The sequence below is a fragment of the Sphaerisporangium fuscum genome, from assembly GCF_018531465.1.
Classification (GTDB): Bacteria; Actinomycetota; Actinomycetes; order Streptosporangiales; family Streptosporangiaceae; genus Sphaerisporangium; species Sphaerisporangium fuscum.
In genome coordinates this window covers 101,985-117,923 of sequence record NZ_JAHDTF010000021.1, presented here as the reverse complement: position 1 = coordinate 117,923, position 15,939 = coordinate 101,985, and the positions used below count along the sequence as shown (strand labels likewise).

13 protein-coding genes are annotated in these 15,939 nt (G+C 72.5%); 11 read left to right on the top strand and 2 right to left on the bottom strand.

The window, feature by feature from the left end:
* Positions 1 to 209: 209 nt before the first annotated feature.
* The 11 genes from KIK05_RS26095 to KIK05_RS26045 all read left to right on the top strand — a co-directional run bounded on the left by KIK05_RS26095 (position 210) and on the right by KIK05_RS26045 (position 13,657).
* The gene (locus tag KIK05_RS26095) at positions 210 to 1,100 is read left to right on the top strand and encodes a MurR/RpiR family transcriptional regulator (RefSeq protein WP_308250117.1); all 891 of its coding nucleotides are present in this window, start codon (positions 210 to 212) and stop codon (positions 1,098 to 1,100) included.
* A gap of 70 nt (positions 1,101 to 1,170) precedes the next feature.
* Positions 1,171 to 1,866 (top strand): SDR family oxidoreductase, encoded by a 696-nt coding sequence (locus tag KIK05_RS26090; RefSeq protein ID WP_214413467.1) that lies wholly within the window; start codon positions 1,171 to 1,173, stop codon positions 1,864 to 1,866.
* An 85-nt stretch (positions 1,867 to 1,951) separates the two neighbouring features.
* Positions 1,952 to 3,301, top strand: coding sequence for a formimidoylglutamate deiminase (locus KIK05_RS26085; RefSeq protein ID WP_214413466.1), 1,350 nt, complete (start codon positions 1,952 to 1,954; stop codon positions 3,299 to 3,301).
* A gap of 332 nt (positions 3,302 to 3,633) precedes the next feature.
* Positions 3,634 to 4,533, top strand: a complete 900-nt coding sequence (locus KIK05_RS26080; protein WP_250563449.1) for a sigma-70 family RNA polymerase sigma factor — start codon at positions 3,634 to 3,636, stop codon at positions 4,531 to 4,533.
* A gap of 349 nt (positions 4,534 to 4,882) precedes the next feature.
* Entirely contained in the window at positions 4,883 to 6,196 is a 1,314-nt protein-coding gene (locus KIK05_RS26075; RefSeq protein ID WP_214413464.1) for an ammonium transporter, read from the top strand.
* Positions 6,193 to 6,531 (top strand): P-II family nitrogen regulator, encoded by a 339-nt coding sequence (locus KIK05_RS26070; protein WP_214413463.1) that lies wholly within the window; start codon positions 6,193 to 6,195, stop codon positions 6,529 to 6,531. The genes KIK05_RS26075 and KIK05_RS26070 overlap by 4 nt, the downstream gene beginning before the upstream one ends.
* 4 nt (positions 6,532 to 6,535) lie before the next feature.
* Entirely contained in the window at positions 6,536 to 8,899 is a 2,364-nt protein-coding gene (locus KIK05_RS26065) for a [protein-PII] uridylyltransferase (RefSeq protein ID WP_250563448.1), read from the top strand.
* 345 nt (positions 8,900 to 9,244) lie between these two features.
* The gene (locus KIK05_RS26060; protein WP_214413462.1) at positions 9,245 to 12,265 is read left to right on the top strand and encodes a nitrate- and nitrite sensing domain-containing protein; all 3,021 of its coding nucleotides are present in this window, start codon (positions 9,245 to 9,247) and stop codon (positions 12,263 to 12,265) included.
* 39 nt (positions 12,266 to 12,304) lie between these two features.
* Entirely contained in the window at positions 12,305 to 12,727 is a 423-nt protein-coding gene (locus KIK05_RS26055) for a roadblock/LC7 domain-containing protein (protein WP_372455609.1), read from the top strand.
* Complete coding sequence (locus tag KIK05_RS26050; protein ID WP_214413461.1) at positions 12,727 to 13,086, top strand: DUF742 domain-containing protein; 360 nt, start codon at positions 12,727 to 12,729, stop codon at positions 13,084 to 13,086. Before KIK05_RS26055 ends, KIK05_RS26050 begins: the two co-directional genes overlap by 1 nt.
* Positions 13,087 to 13,099: 13 nt before the next feature.
* Positions 13,100 to 13,657: a GTP-binding protein gene (locus tag KIK05_RS26045; protein WP_214413572.1), complete on the top strand. Its 558-nt coding sequence runs from the start codon at positions 13,100 to 13,102 to the stop codon at positions 13,655 to 13,657.
* Positions 13,658 to 13,699: 42 nt separating this feature from the next.
* Here the strand turns inward: KIK05_RS26045 and KIK05_RS26040 are convergent, their stop codons facing one another.
* Both KIK05_RS26040 and KIK05_RS26035 read right to left on the bottom strand, forming a co-directional pair.
* Complete coding sequence (locus KIK05_RS26040) at positions 13,700 to 14,653, bottom strand: SIS domain-containing protein (RefSeq protein WP_214413460.1); 954 nt, start codon at positions 14,651 to 14,653, stop codon at positions 13,700 to 13,702.
* Positions 14,650 to 15,765, bottom strand: coding sequence for a hypothetical protein (locus KIK05_RS26035; protein WP_214413459.1), 1,116 nt, complete (start codon positions 15,763 to 15,765; stop codon positions 14,650 to 14,652). Before KIK05_RS26035 ends, KIK05_RS26040 begins: the two co-directional genes overlap by 4 nt.
* Between the last annotated feature and the right edge of the window lie 174 nt (positions 15,766 to 15,939).

Here is a 15,939-nt window from a genome sequence, read left to right as displayed (position 1 = left end):
CCGTCTTGAAGGAGGCCCCGGGCCCGCCGAGCGGAGCGAGGGGAGAAGAACACCGCCCACTTCACTACCGACCGGCCGGTACCCTTCGGATGCTCGGGCTGAATGCCCTCATTCACCCGAGCAGGGGAGGTCGGGGCGGGACGGGATGACGAAGGCGATCGCCGACGTTGTCGATCGCGGGGCGCCTGTCCCGGGGGCTGGAGGTGGAAGTGGCAGACGGGCTCGAATGGCTGGTCGAGGGAAGACGGTTGTCCCCGGTCCAACAGCGCATCGCGCAGTACCTGAGCGAGCACCTGTCCGACGCGATCTTCCTGTCGAGCGTCGAGCTCGCCGAACGCGCGGGGGTGAGCCAGCCGTCGGTGACCCGGTTCGCGATGGCCCTCGGCTTCGCCGGGTACCCCGAGCTGCGCCACGCGCTCAGGCCGCTGGTGGTCGGCGGCGACGCCCCGGCCGACGCCGCGCCCGCGGCCCCGGACCCTCTGCCCGACGGGGCCCGCCTGCTGCGCGAGGTCGTCGACCACGAGATCCGCAACCTGACGGCCGTACGCGACAGCCTGACCGCCGGCTCACGGATCCCCGGCCTCCCCGGGGACGGCCTGTCCGGCCGCATCGAGGCCCTCGGCGCGGCCCTCGCGGCGTGCGAGCCGCTGCCCGTCCTCGGCCTGCGGGTCTCCTGCGGGCTCGTCACGACGTTCGCCTACTACGCCCGCCGCATCCACCCCGACGTCCGGCCGCTGATCCACGGCGGCTCCGAGCTGACCGACGGCCTGCACGCCGCCCGCCGGGCCGGGTCGGAGTGGCTGCTGGCCGTGATGCTGCCCCGTTACCCGGCCGAGGCCGTGCACGCCCTGGAGTACGCCGCCAAGCTCGGCTACCGCACGGCCGTGATCGCCGACCGCGCCGAGGTGCCGTTCCCGGCCGACGTCGTGCTGCCCGCCCCGGTGGGGGAGCGGCTCGTCTGCGACTCCCACGCGGCGCCGCTCGCCCTCGCGATGCTGCTGCTGGAGGCGATGGCCGACGCGGCGCCGCTGCGCACCCAGGCCCGGCTGGAGGAGCACGAGCGCATGACCGACGAGACGGGCGTGTTCCTGGAGCCCTGAGCGCCGTCAGGCCCCGCCCGCCCCGGTCACGGGCGACACCGGTGAGGGCCGGGGCATCTAGGCTGATCGCATGAGTGCACGACCTGTCGCCTTGATCACCGGTGGTTCCCGAGGAGTGGGGGCGGCCGTCGCCCGGGCGCTGGCGCCCACCCACGAGCTGCTCGTCGGAGGGCGCGAGAGCACGGCCCTCCAGCAGGTCTGCCAGGAGGTGGGGGCCCGCCCCTGGCCGGTGGAGCTGACCGACGAGCGCGCCGTCGCGGAGGCGGCCGCCGGGATCGACCGCCTCGACGTGCTGGTCCACTGCGCCGGCGTGGCACGGCTGGGCTCGATCGCCGACCTCACCGTCGAGGCGTGGCGCGAGTCGTTCGAGGTCAACGTCACGGCGGTGGCGGGCCTCACGCGCGTGCTCCTCCCGGCCCTGCGCGCCGCCCGCGGTCACGTCGTCCTGATCAACTCCGGGGCCGGGCAGCGTGCCAATCCCGGCTGGGCGGCCTACGCCGCCAGCAAGTTCGCGCTGCGCGCCTTCGCCGACGCGCTGCGGCTGGAGGAGGAGCCGCGCGGCGTGCGGGTGACCACCGTCTATCCCGGGCGGATCGACACCGACATGCAGCGCGGGGTGCGTGCGCACGAGGGCGGCGAATACGAGCCCGACAGGTACCTCGACGCGGGCTCGGTGGCCCGCGTGGTGGTCACGGCGGTGACGGCGACGCCCGACGCGCACGTCACCGAGATCACCGTCCGCCCCGCCGCCGGCCCGGTCAGCTGACGGCATAGGTGAATTGACGTCCGCTCTGGACAATTGATTCGCACATTAGGGCGAACATTGACTTATCCCCTGAGAGATTGGGGGAGTGTCCGACATCAGCTACTGGTGCGAGCTGGCGTGGCTGCATCCCGGGACGGCGGTGGAGGGCGTACTCGTCCGGGTCGAGGGCACCCGGTTCGCCGAGGTCGTGCCGGGCGTCGCCACGCCGCCCCACGACGCGGTGCGCCTGGCCGGGCTGACGGTGCCCGGCATGGCCAATGCCCACTCCCACGCCTTCCACCGGGCGCTGCGCGGCCAGGTGGAGGCGGGGGCGGACACCTTCCGGGCCTGGCGCCGGCGGATGTACGACCTGGCGGCCCGCCTCGACCCCGACAGCTACCTGGCCCTGGCCAGGGCCACCTACGCCGAGATGGCGCTGGCCGGGATCACCGGCGTGGGGGAGTTCCACTACGTCCACCACGGCGAGGGCGGCAAACCGTACGACGACCCCAACATCATGGGGCACGCCCTCATCGAGGCCGCCAGGAACGCCGGGCTGCGCATCACCCTTCTGGACGCCTGCTACCTCACCGACGGCATCGGCGCCCCCCTCACCGACACCCAGTTGCGCTTCGGCGACGGCGACGCGCACCGCTGGGCGGAGCGCGTGGACGACCTCGCGAGCGAGTACGCCCAGGTCGAGGACGTGGTGATCGGCGGCGCCGTCCACTCGGTGCGCGCCTGCCCTCCCGAGCAGATGCCCGTGGTGGTGGACTTCGGCCACCGCAGGGCGGCGCCGCTGCACGTGCAGGTCTCCGAGCGCCGGCGCGAGAACGAGAACTGCGTCAAGATCTACTGCGCGACCCCCGCCCAGGTGCTGTACGAGCACGGCGTCCTCGGGCCCCGCACCACGGCCGTGCACGCCACCTATCTGAGCGACGTGGACGTGGCCCTGCTCGGCGGCTCGGCGACCTACGTCTGCATGTGCCCCACCACCGAGCGCGACCTCGCCGACAGCGTCGGCCCCGCGCGCACGCTGTACGAGGCCGGCTCGCCCATCACGCTGGGCAGTGACAGCCACGCGGTGATCGACCTGCTGGAGGAGGCCCGCATGGTCGAGCTCAGCGAGCGCGGCAGCAGCGGCCAGCGGGGCACCTGGACGGCGGCCGACCTGCTGCTGGCCGCCACGACGGTCGGGCAGGCCTCACTCGGCCACCCCGACGCCGGTTTCATCGTCCCCGGCGCCTGGGCCGACCTGGTGTCCGTGCGCCTGGACTCGGTCAGGACGGCCGGCTCGCGCAGCGCCTCGGCGGGGGACAGCGTGGTCTTCGGCGCCTCGGCCGCCGACGTGCATTCGGTGGTCGCGGGCGGGCGCAGGGTGGTCGTCGAGGGAGGGCACCTGCTGGGCGACGTCGGCACCATGCTGGACCACGCCATCGCGGCCCTCCGCGACTGAGCTCGGGGGCGTCCGGCGGACGTGGAGCGATGAGGCGCCACTTTGATCACTCAGGGATTTCCGGCCCCTTGAGCTGCGCTTTCTTCTTCTGTCCCGGACTTTCGGTCAATGCAACTCATACTTGAGGAGGAGTTGTCAAACCATTCTGGGGTCCCATCCTTTTTGGGAATCTTTGCCGTGAACTGAACGTTGGTTGGGGCAGGAGATGGGGGCGAGGACGCGCCGCGGCATTCGGCCGCGGAGGCCGACTCCACCCGCTGACGGCGGGCGCGGCGAGACGAGGTGCCATAAGGATGGCAAGGCCGACGGGGAATCGTACGCAGGACCAGCAGATGGCCGAAAGGGATCTGCTCGGCACCTACCTGGCGGAGATCGGGAGGGTGCCCCTGCTGAACGCCGACGAGGAGGTCGAGCTCGCCAAACGTATCGAGGCCGGTCTCTACGCCGAGCAGCTGCTCGACGGCGGGGGGCCCGAGCCCAAGACCGGTGACGCCACCGACGAGGAGCTCGAGCGGCTCGCGGTGTCCGGCCGGCGGGCCAAGGACGAGTTCATCCAGGCCAATCTGCGCCTGGTGGTGGCCGTCGCCAGGAAGTACTCCGGCAGGGGGATGCCGCTGATCGACCTGGTGCAGGAGGGCAACCTCGGGCTCGTCAGGGCCGTGGAGAAGTTCGACTACCGCCGGGGCTACAAGTTCTCCACCTACGCCACGTGGTGGATCCGCCAGTCGGTGGGGCGGGCGATCCACGAGCAGGCGCGGCCGGTGCGGCTGCCCACCCACGCGGGCGAGCAGATGACCCGCCTGATGCGGGTCCGGCGCGACATGCTGGCCGAGTTCGACACCGAGCCGACCGACGCCGACCTCGCCGAGGTCCTCGACCTGCCGATCGAGCGGGTGCGCGAGCTGCGCCGCTGGGCCTCCGACCCGGTGTCGCTGCAGCTCGGCGTGGGCGACGAGGACGAGACGGAGCTCGGCGACATGATCGCCGACGAGACCTGGGCCGATCCCGAGCAGCAGGCGCTGGACACCCTGGAGCGCGAGCGCCTAGAGGTCTGGCTGCTCGGCCTCGAGGGCCAGACCCGCGAGATGCTGCGCTGGCGGTACGGGCTGGTCGACGGGCGCGAGCACACCCTGACCGAGGTCGGCGAGCGGTACGGCATCGGACGCGACCGCGCCCGCCGCATCGAGCGTGACGCCCTGGCCCGGCTCCGCAAGCTCGCCCAGGCGGCGTAACAGGCCTCAGCGGGACGCACGGACCTGTCCGGCGTCCCGCTTTCTCATGCGATCGCCCTTCCCGGGCACGATCGCCGGTCACACGCGCCTTCGATCGCCCCGTGACCCGCTTCACCCCTTCCCGGACCGCCTTTACGGTGATCCCGGAAGCTTTTGGTGAACCCTCCGAAACGTGGCCGAAACAACCTCTCCGCGAGTTTCACCTGTGCGAAACACGCCTGGTCGAGACCTGAAACGGCGGAAGAACACGCTTTCGCCCAACGTCAGTGCGCAGCCGGTCAACGAAGCCTTGGAGCGCCCACTGCGGGAGAAATCGGCCATACGCCATTTGTAAGGAGGGTCGCATCGAATGAAGATCGATAGCGGCACTACAGCCTGGATGCTCGCGGCCACCGCACTGGTGCTGCTCATGACTCCGGGCCTCGCGTTCTTCTACGGGGGCATGACCAGGGCCAAGAGCGTCCTGAACATGATGATGATGTCGTTCGCCAGCATCATCACCGTCACCCTCGCCTGGGTGCTCTACGGTCACGCGCTGTCCTTCGGCACCAACGGCAACGACTTCCTGAACAAGATCATCGGTGGCCTCAAGGAGGCCGGGCTGCAGAGCCTGGTCGACACCGCGACCAAGGACGACGGCACCGGCATGCCGAGCCTCGTCTTCTCGGCCTTCCAGCTGACCTTCGCCATCATCACCGTGGCCCTGATCAGCGGCGCCATCGCCGATCGCACCAAGTTCGGCGCCTGGGTGGTCTTCTCCGTCGTCTGGGCGACCCTCGTCTACTTCCCCGTCGCACACTGGGTGTGGGGCGGCGGCTGGCTCTCCCAGCTCGGCATCGAGGACTTCGCCGGCGGCACGGTGGTCCACGTCAACGCCGGCGCGGCGGGCCTGGCGCTCGCCCTGGTGATCGGCAGGCGCAAGGGCTGGCGCAAGGACCCGATGCGGCCCCACAACCTCACCCTCGTGCTGCTCGGCGTGGGCCTGCTGTGGTTCGGCTGGTTCGGCTTCAACGCGGGCTCCGAGCTCGCCGTCGACGGCACCGCCGGGCTGGCGTTCATGAACACCCAGGTCGCCACGGCCGCGGCCGCCGGCGCCTGGATCCTGGTCGAGAAGCTCCGCGACGGGCACTCCACCACCCTCGGCGTCGCCTCCGGCGCGGTCGCGGGTCTGGTGGCGATCACCCCGGCGTGTGGTTTCGTCGACCCCTGGGCCGCGATCGTCATCGGCCTCATCGCGGGTGCCGTCTGCGCCTACGCCGTCGGCCTGAAGTACCGGCTGGGCTTCGACGACTCGCTCGACGTGGTCGGCGTCCACCTCGTGGGCGGAGCCCTCGGCGCCGTGTCGCTCGGCTTCTTCGCCGCCTACCCGGTCTCGGGCACCGCGCAGCTCACCGGCCTGTTCTACGGCGGCGGCGCCACGCAGTTGGGCCGTCAGATCCTCGGCCCCGTGGTCGTCGGCCTCTACTCCTTCGCCCTGGCCTGGATCATCGGGAAGATCATTGACAGGACCATGGGCTTCCGGATCACCGAAGAGGACGAGGTCACCGGCATCGACATCACCACCCACGCCGAGACCGGCTACGACCTCGGCTCCGTTCACGCGTCGGGCGTGCCCTCCCTGAACGGTCCTGTCCCATCGGTGACGAAGAAGGTGGACGCATGAGGCTCATCACAGCGGTGATCAAGCCCTTCAAGCTCGACGACGTCAAGGCGGCCCTGGAGCAGTTCGGCGTCAAGGGCATGACGGTCAGCGAGACCAGCGGGTACGGCCGCCAGCGCGGCCACACCGAGGTCTACCGCGGCGCCGAGTACCAGGTCGACCTGGTGCCGAAGGTCCGCGTGGAGGTGCTCGCCGAGGAGGACGACGCCGAGGACATCATCGACGTCATCGTCAAGGCGGCGCAGACCGGCAAGATCGGCGACGGCAAGGTCTGGTCGGTCCCCGTGGACACGGTGGTCAGGGTCCGCACGGGAGAACGCGGACCGGAGGCGCTCTGACCGGATGATGAGAGGCGACGCTCGCTCATATGCCGCGGCCCGCAAGGAGCGGGCCGCGGACATCGACCGCTGGCTGGCCGACCTGTTCCGCACGGCGTGCCCGCCGCCGCACGGACGGGACGGCCGGACCGGGCTCGGGGGGGCCGGGAGCGGGCCGGCGCCCGCGGACGAACGCGGCGCCGGTGCCCCCCTCGCGGGGCCCGGCGCCCCCCTCGCGGGGCCCGGTCCGCACTTCGCGGGCACCGGTCTCGCGCTGGTCGCGGTGGGCAGCCATGGGCGAGGAGAGCTCGCCCCAGGAAGCGACCTCGACCTCGTGCTCATCCACAGCGGGCAGGACGACATCGCCCGCATCGCCGACCGCATCTGGTACCCCATCTGGGACTCTGGAATCGGGCTCGACCACTCGGTGCGGACGGTCGACGAGGTGGCGAAGGTCGCCCGCGAGGACCTCAAGGCGGTGCTCGGCCTGATCCAGGCCCGGCACGTCACCGGGGACCCGGAGCTGACCAGGGCCGCCCGCGAGGTCGTGCTCGCCGACTGGCGCGCCGACGCCCGGCGCAGGCTCGCCGAGCTGCGCGAGGCGGCGGACAAGCGGGCCGAGTCCTCCGGAGAGCTGGCCTTCCTCCTCGAACCCGACATCAGGGACTCGCGGGGCGGACTGCGCGACGTGCAGGCCATGCAGGCCGTCGCCGCCGCCTGGGTCGCCTCCGCGCCCGGGCCGCGCGTGCGCGAGGCGTACGAGTTCCTGCTCGACGCCCGCCACGGGCTCCACCTGGTCACCGCCCGCGGCGCCGACCGCCTGGTGCTGCAGGAGCAGGAGGCCGTGGCCGGCGCCCTCGGCCTGCTCGACGCCGAGGCCCTGATGCGCCGCCTGGCCGAGGCCGGCCGGACGGTCTCCCACTCCTTCGACGCCACCTGGCGCACCGTGGACCGCCTGCTGTCCGGCCCCGCGCCGCGCGGCCGGCGCCCGCTCGCCGACGGCGTGGTGGAGCACGGCGGGGAGGTCGTGCTCGCCCGCGGGGTCACTCCCAAGAACGACCCGGTGCTGACGCTGCGGGCGGCCGCCGCCGCGGCCGAGGCGGGGCTGCCGATGGCGCCGGCCACGGTGTCGCTGCTGGCGGCCCAGTCGCCGCCGATGCCCGTGCCCTGGCCGGACGAGGCCCGCGACGCGCTGGTGGCGCTGCTCGGCGCCGGGCGCGCGGCCGTACCGGTCTGGGAGGAACTCGACCAGGCGGGCGTCATCGTCCGTCTCATCCCCGACTGGGAGCGCGTGCGGCACCGGCCGCAGCGCAACCCCGTCCACCGGTTCACCGTCGACCGTCACCTGATCGAGGCGGCGTCGGGCGCGGCGTCGTTCACCCGGGAGGTGTCCCGCCCCGACCTGCTGCTGATCTCGGCCCTGCTGCACGACATCGGCAAGGGCTGGCCCGGTGACCACTCGGCGACCGGCGAGATCGTCGCCCGCGACATCGGCGCCCGGATGGGCCTGCCGGCCGCCGACGTCGAGATCCTGGCGACCGTCGTCCGTCACCACCTGCTGCTCCCCGAGACCGCCACCCGGCGCGACCTGGACGACCCGGTGACCATCTCCCGGGTCGCCGAGGCGGTCGGCTCCCGCGAGGTGCTGGAGCTGCTGGCCGCCCTTGCCGTCGCGGACGGCCACGCCACCGGCCCGGCCGCGTGGAACTCCTGGAAGGCCTCCCTGGTCTCGGAGCTGGTCCGCAGGGTTCGGTCGGTGCTGGCGGGCAGCCCGCCCGCCCCCGCGCCGTCCCTGTCGCCCCGGCAGGCGTCGCTGGCCAGGCACGGCGGCGGCGCGGTGCGGGTGAACGGGGGCGCGGTCACCGTGGTGGCCCCGGACCGGCCGGGCCTGCTGTGGCGGGCGGCCGGAGTGCTGGCGGCGCACCGCATGGTGGTGAGGTCGGCTTCGGCCGCCTCGGCTTCTTCCACGGCCGTAATCGAGTTTTCGGTCGTCCCCGAGTACGGCACCCCGCCCGACCCGGCCACGCTGGAGGCCGATCTGCGGCTGGTGCTGGCGGGCCGTCTGGACATCGAGCAGCGTCTCGCGCGACGCACCAGGTCAATGAGGCCGGCTCGCGTTCCGGTCGCGCCACCGAGGGTCACGCTGGTCGACGACGCCTCCCGGACGGCGACCGTCGTGGAGGTGCGCGCCCATGATCGTCCGGGACTTTTGTGGCGTATCGGACGTGCTTTTGGTGAATGCAACCTTGACGTGCGTGCCGCACGAGTGGAGACTCTCGGCGCGGAGGCGGTGGACGTCTTCTATGTGGTCGACCGGGCCGGACGGCCGATCACCGATGTGGTTCAGCGTGCGCAGGTCCGGGAGCACGTGCTCGGGGCGCTGCGCTGATCACCACTGGTCAGAAGCGTCTAAATTGCGGCGGGATTCATAACAATTACGTTCTGTGTCCCCGTTTCGGCCCGAGCATCGATGACCTTGTGGTCGAATTGTCCCGCTTATGTACTTATCAGCCATGCCGTCATCCATGCATGGAAGATCGTGGGGGGTGGCTCGGTGAGCACAACGGAAACCGAGACCAAGACCACATCGCCTGAAACAGGGCCGGGATCCGGCCCGCATCGGCGTAAGCGCCCGGGGGGGCAAAGCTCCGGAGGTCATCACGGCCGGAGCGGTGTGTCGCGGTTCTCGTTGCGGAACTGGCGCGTGCCCGCGCGCCTGACCGCACTCATTCTCGTGCCCACGATCGTGGGCGTGGTACTCGCGGGCCTGCGCGTGGTGTCGTCCATCGACAGCGTCGCCGCCTACCAGCGCAACGCCGCGGAGGCGGGCATCGCCGCGCATCTGCGCGACCTCGGCGAGCAACTGGGCCTGGAACGGGACAGGACGGTCTGGTACCTGGCGACCCGCCAGCAGAAGACCGCCCTGAGCAACCAGCGCCAGGTCGTCGACACCGGGATCACCACGGTGCGGGCGGACCTGGCCAAGATCGACGACGGCTACGGAGTGCGCGCGGTCGAGGACGCCCGCCAGGCCGCCAACCGCCTCGACGCCATGCCGGACATCCGCAAGGGCGGCCAGCCGGCCAAGTACACCGAGGTCGTCACCGCGCTGCTCCGGCTGCACGACGAGATCAGCCAGAGCAGTGAGGACCCGCAGCTCATCGGCTACGCCCGCGCCCTCAGCGCGCTCGCGCGCGCCAAGGAGGAGATTTCCGAGCAGCGCGGCACCCTCATCGGCGCGCTCTCGCGGGGAGTGCAGTTCACCCCCGACTCGCTCGAGGAGTTCATCGCCTCCCGCTCGCGCCAGAAGGCCGCGATCAACACCTTCAACGTGGAGGCCGGCGGCGACAACGGCCGCCTGCTCTCCCAGGTCCTGCGCGGCCCCCAGATCATCAGGGCCGAGCTGACCAAGTCGTGGGCCATCGCCCTGGCCGGCCGCAACCAGCCCCTCCAGGACGACAGCGGGCGCGGCGTCTCCGCGACCGTCAAGCAGTGGTTCGACGACAACACCAAGACGATCGGGGTGCTGCGGCAGATCGAGACGCAGATGGCCGCCTCCGTCGCCACCCGCGCCGCCGCCCTCGAATCCGCCGAGCGCCGCAACGCTGTCATCGCCGGGATCCTGATCCTGGCCCTGGTCATCCTCGTCCTCGCCACCACGATCCTCATCGCCCGCTCACTGGTCAGGCCGCTGCGCAGGCTCCGCTCCGAGGCGCTGGAGATCGCCGGGACCCGGCTGCCCGGCGTCGTCCGCCACATGCGCGAATCGGGCGAGGGCGAGGTGCCGGACGTCCAGCCGATCCTCGTGGGCTCCCACGACGAGATCGGGGAAGTGGCCACCGCCTTCGACGAGGTGCACCGCCAGGCCCTGCGCCTGGCCGCGGAGGAGTCGCAGCTGCGCGGCACGGTCAACGCGATGTTCGTCAACCTCTCCCGCCGCATCCAGACGCTCGTCGAACGGCAGATCTCGCTGATCGACGGCCTGGAGCGCGGCGAGCAGGACGGCGGGCGGCTGGCCGACCTGTTCAAGCTCGACCACCTGGCCACCCGCATGCGGCGCAACAGTGAGAACCTGCTGGTCCTCGCCGGCCACGAGGCGGCGCGCAAGCGCAGCCAGCCGGCCAAGCTCGTCGACGTGGTCCGGGCCTCGCTGTCGGAGGTCGAGGACTACGAGAGGGTCAGCGTCAAGGTCCACCGCAACGCCGCCGTGCTCGGCCACGCGGCCAACGACGTGGTCCACCTGATCGCCGAGCTCGTGGAGAACGCCCTCGCCTTCTCTCCCGGCAACACCCGGGTGGTGGTGTCGAGCAGCCTGGTCGAGGGTGGCGGCGTGCTCCTGGCGGTCAGCGACTCCGGCATCGGCATGGCTCCCGGGGAGATCGCCGAGGCCAACCGCAAGCTGGCCGATCCGCCCGTCATCGACGCCTCGGTGTCGCGCCGGATGGGCCTGTTCGTGGTCGGCCGTCTCGCGCGCCGCCACGACATCCGGGTCCAGCTGCGGCCCGGCGACTCGGCGGGGGTGATCGCGATGATGCTCTTCCCGCCGCAGCTCATCTCCATGACCGCCGGACGCGGCCCGGCGCTGCCGCAGCGCGGCACCGCCACCGCCGACGCGCCCACCCCGGCCTTCGGCGCCGCGGGCCCCGCCACCGGCGGCTCGCCCTTCGGCGGCCCCGGATCGGGCCGGTCGTTCAACGGCGGGTCCGCGTCCCCGTACAACGGCGGAGGGGCCCCCGCCTACGACGGCGGCGGGTCGGCCGCGCCGTTCAACGGGGCGGGACGCCCCCCGGCGTTCGACAACCCCGCCGGGCCGATGACTCCCGGCCCCGTCGGGGCGTTCGGCGGGCCGGCGCCCGCCGGGCCGGTCCCCGACTTCCCCGACCCCGTCCAGGCGGCGGGGGAGTCCGCCCTCTTCGGCCCGTGGACCGGGCCCGCCGTGCCGTCCGGCCCCGCCACCGGCCCCCAGCACATGCCGTCGGGTCCCGGTACCGGCCCCCAGCACATGCCGTCGGGTCCCGGTACTGGCCCCCAGCACACGCCTTCGGGCCCGTCGGCCCCGGCCGGGCCCGCCACGGGGCAGGGTGCGCCTTCGGCGCCCGCCGGGCCGGCCGTACCCTCCACAGGACCTGCCGGTCCCTCCACCGGCCCCGGCGGGCCCTCCACGGGACCGGCGCCGAGAAGGCCCGGCGCGCCGCAGAGAACGAGCCCGGCCGAACGGCCCGGGTCCCCCGCGGAGCCGGTGGCCCCGTCCGGCCCCGCCGTACGGCCGCCCGAGCCGTCCACGCCGCTGGAACACGGCGACGAGTTCCTGCCGATCTTCGCCTCGGTGGAGTCGGCCTGGTTCCGCCGTCCCGACCCCCAGGAGATCGCCGCGCAGGCGCGGGCACAGAAGTCCTCCGCGGAGGCCCCCGAGGCCTCGCATGACGAGGCCCCGCGCGAGGCCGCCGCGGGCGAAGGCTGGGGCTCCACGGCCGACACCGGCTGGCGGGCGGCGAACGCGGTCAAGGAGCCGGCCCTCGGCGGCATCACCTCCGCCGGCCTGCCCAAGCGGACGCCGAAGGCGAACCTGGTGCCCGGTTCGGTGTCGCCCCCGCCGGCGCCGAAGTCGGCGCCCGCCGCGCCCGCCCCGCGTCCCGAGGTGGTGGCCGAGCAGGTCCGCAACCGCATGGCCCGCTTCCAGCAGGGCATCCAGCGCGGCCGGGCCGACATCTCGCAGGCCCGCAACCGCGACACCGACCACCCTCGTGTTGACTGACGACTACCGACGAGGCCGTACCGATGATGAGGAGGGTTCGTGATTGAGCTGAGTCACGAGGCACGCAGGTTCGACTGGCTGATCACGGAGTTCGTCAGCGGAACACCCGGCGTGGCGCACGCCGTCGTGGTGTCCGCCGACGGTCTGCGGCTGGCGAACTCCCAGGGGTTCCCCACCGACCGCGCCGACCAGCTCGCCGCCGTCGCGGCGGGGCTGCTGAGCCTCACCGCGGGCGCTTCCAGGGTGTTCGACGGCGGCGGCGTGACGCAGACCGTGGTCGAGATGCAGTACGGCATCCTGCTGGTCATGGCCATCAGCGACGGCTCCTGCCTCGCCGTGCTGGCCTCCCCGGACTGCGACATGGGTCTGGTGGCGTACCAGATGACGTTGCTGGTCGAGCGCGCGGGCCAGGTGCTCACCCCCGCCCTCCGCGCCGAGCTGCAGACGTCCAGGATCCGGTGATGCTCGGAGGTGACGGGGACGAGGACGAGCCCCTCTTCCGTCCGTACGCCGTCACCGGAGGTCGTGCCGAGCCGAGCTACCATCTCGCGTTGGAAACTCTTGTCTCGTCGGCCCCGATAATGAGCGATGATTTGTCCCTGCTCACTCCCGAGCAGGAAGCGATCATCGTACTGTGCCACTCCGTCCGTTCGGTCGCCGAGATCTCCGCGCTGTTGCGGGTGCCGCTCGGCGTGGCCAGGGTGTTGATCGCCGACATGGCTGACGAAGGTCTGGTTCGCCTGCATCTGCCGCGGCTCAACCAGGGACAACCAGACCACAACCTGCTTGAAAGGGTTCTCAGTGGACTTCGCAGGCTCTAGCCGCGGCCCGGCGCTGACGTCGACGAAGATCGTCGTCGCGGGTGGGTTCGGCGTCGGCAAGACCACCTTCGTTGGAGCGGTGTCGGAGATCCTCCCGCTCACCACCGAGGCGGTCATGACCGACGCGAGCGCCGGCATCGACGACCTGGGTCTGACGCCGCACAAGACCACCACCACGGTGGCGATGGACTTCGGACGGCTCTCCCTCGACCAGGACCTGATCCTCTACCTGTTCGGCACGCCCGGACAGCACCGTTTCTGGTTCATGTGGGACGACCTGGTGCGCGGCGCGATCGGCGCCGTGGTGCTGGTCGACACCCGCCGCCTGGCCGACTGTTTTCCCGCGATCGACTACTTCGAAGAGGCCGGGCTGCCGTTCGTGGTCGGCATCAACGGCTGGGACGGGCAGTACCTCCACGCCGAGCAGGAGGTCAGGGAGGCGCTCACCCTGGCCCCGCACATCCCCATCGTGCGCACCGACGCCCGGTCCAGGGACGCGGTGAAGTCCACGCTGATCACGCTGGTCGAGTACGTGCTGACCCTCAGGTCGGTCTACGGCCACACCGGCTGAGCCGTGTCCGGTACGGCCACCGCCGCACCGGACACCCCGGGCTCAGCCCCGGGCCCACCACGTGCCGGCGACCAGCTCGGCCACCAGCGTCTCGGTCAGCAACGCCACCTCCGGGTGGTCGTCGCCCGCGTACCTCAGGCCGTGGGCTCCCTCCACCTCGCCGCCGACGGCGAGCACGGTGGAGCCCCGCTGCCTCACCCACTCCATCGCCTGTTCGTCGTAACGCGAGCCGGGGAACAGGATCGCCCGGTAGTCGAGGGTCTTGGTGAGGTACACGTCCACGTGCGCCCAGTCGCCCGTCTCGCAGGCGTCGGCCGGGCGGCGCGGGCCCTCGCGGAACATCAGCGCCGACTGCTCGGCCGACGACAGCCGCTCGGCGGGCGCGATCGTGTACACCCCGTGCGGCCCGTCGAGCAGCGACAGCACGCCGGGCAGCCACTCGCCACGGCGGTCCAGCAGGTCGGCGCTCGCCTCGGCGGCCCGGCGGACCAGGCCGGGCACGTCGGCCTCGACCCCGGTCAGGCGTGATTCGAGGGCGAGCAGCAGCGCCAGCGTGTGCTGGAAGGTGCGGCAGGAGACCCCTCCGCGCTCCTCGCCGGCCAGCATCTCGGCCACCAGGTCGGCGCCGCGCGTCACCGGCGACCCCGGCGTGTTCGTCAGGGCGAGGACCGTCGAGCGTCCGAGGTGCCGCGACAGGGCGTCCAGCGTCTCCCGGCTGCCGCCCGTGGCCGAGATGGCGACGACCAGCGTGCCCTCCCCGGGCGGGTACCCGATGGCGGCCGAGCCGTACTCGGCGACGGCGTCGACGCCCGCGGCGCGCAGGCGCAGCGCGGCGACCCCGGCGGCGTAGCGCGAGCTGCCCATGCCGAGGAAGACCACCCGGCGGATCCCCTCGGGCAGCCCCTCGAAGGGATCACGGCTCTCCAGGGCCCGCGCCAGGGCCGAAAGCGCCTCGGGCTTGGCGTGGAGGTCGGCCAGGTACAGTTCGGGGTTCACATGATCTCCTGAGGGCCGGGCGCGGCCCGCTCCGGGTAGCGGGCGCGCAGGACGCCCATGGGGGCGTAGCGCCACCGGGGGAGGTGGCGGGCGGCGTAGATCAGCTCGCGGCACTCCTGCTCGGCCTCGAAGGGGCGCAGCAGCGGCTCGGCCAGGAGCCACGACATGCCGAGGGCCCCGAGACGGCCGCGGTAGGACGACAGCAGGACCTCACGGGCCGCCGCCGCCCATCGCAGGGCCTCCGCGGGATCGGCGCCCCTGCGTTTGATCGCCACCTGGGCGACGTGCTCCAGGCTCGTGGCGAGCTGCGCGAGGTCGCGGGCGGCGGGCTGGAACGGCTCGGCCCCCCTGACCGTCGGGTTGCCGTCGAAGTCGATCACGGCGTAGCCGTCGCGCCAGCGCAGGATCTGCCCCACGTGCAGGTCGCCGTGGATGCGGATGAGCGGCGTCCCGCCGTCGCCGGTGCGGGCCGCGCCGAGCGGCTCCATCTCGCGGGCCAGGGTCCCGGCGTGCGCGGCGAGCCAGGCGCCGTCCTCGCCACCGGTCAGCTCCAGCGCCTCGCGCAGCGCCTCCCCGGCGCGCTCGGCCCATGCGCCGCCGGGGTGCGCGAGGCGCACCGGCTCGGGGAACGCCGGCGAGGGGGTCGCCATGGCCGCGTGCAGGTCGGCGGCGAGCCGCCCCAGGTCGGCGGCGAACGCCGTACGGCCGGCGACGGCCTCCTCGAGGCACCACTCCCAGCCGTCCGCGGCCTGCGGCAGGTAGGCCGTGACCAGGGCGACCAGGGTGCCGGGCCCGCCGGGCTCCTCGGCGGAGAGCGCGGCGTACGGCAGGGCCGTCTCGGTGAAGCCCACGGCCGTCAGGTGGGCGAAGACCTCGGGTGCGGGATAGGGGAGCGGCACCGGCGGGGTGAGCCATTTGACGACCACCCGGTCGCCGACGACCACCGAGTGGTTGGTCTGGTCGACGTCGAAGCCCCGTTCGGCGGCAGTGGTCTCGATGGGAGGCAGGGGATGGAAGCGCCGGACGGTGTACCCGGGCGGAGGAGCGGCGTCGCGGGACAGGGCGGCGACGAGACGCGCGCTGCCGCCCTCCCCGGCCTCCGGAGGCGACACGTACGGCCACGCCCCGCCGGGCTCTGTTGAACTCGGATTCAACTCGTCAACCAAACTGCGAGCTAACAATGTCGCGCAAAGTCTTGCCCATGTTGATATGGGCTGCAACACTCCTCCCTTAATTCGCCGTGCGCAGGTCAGGCACCGTGGTCCGCCGTACCGCGGGACCTTCAC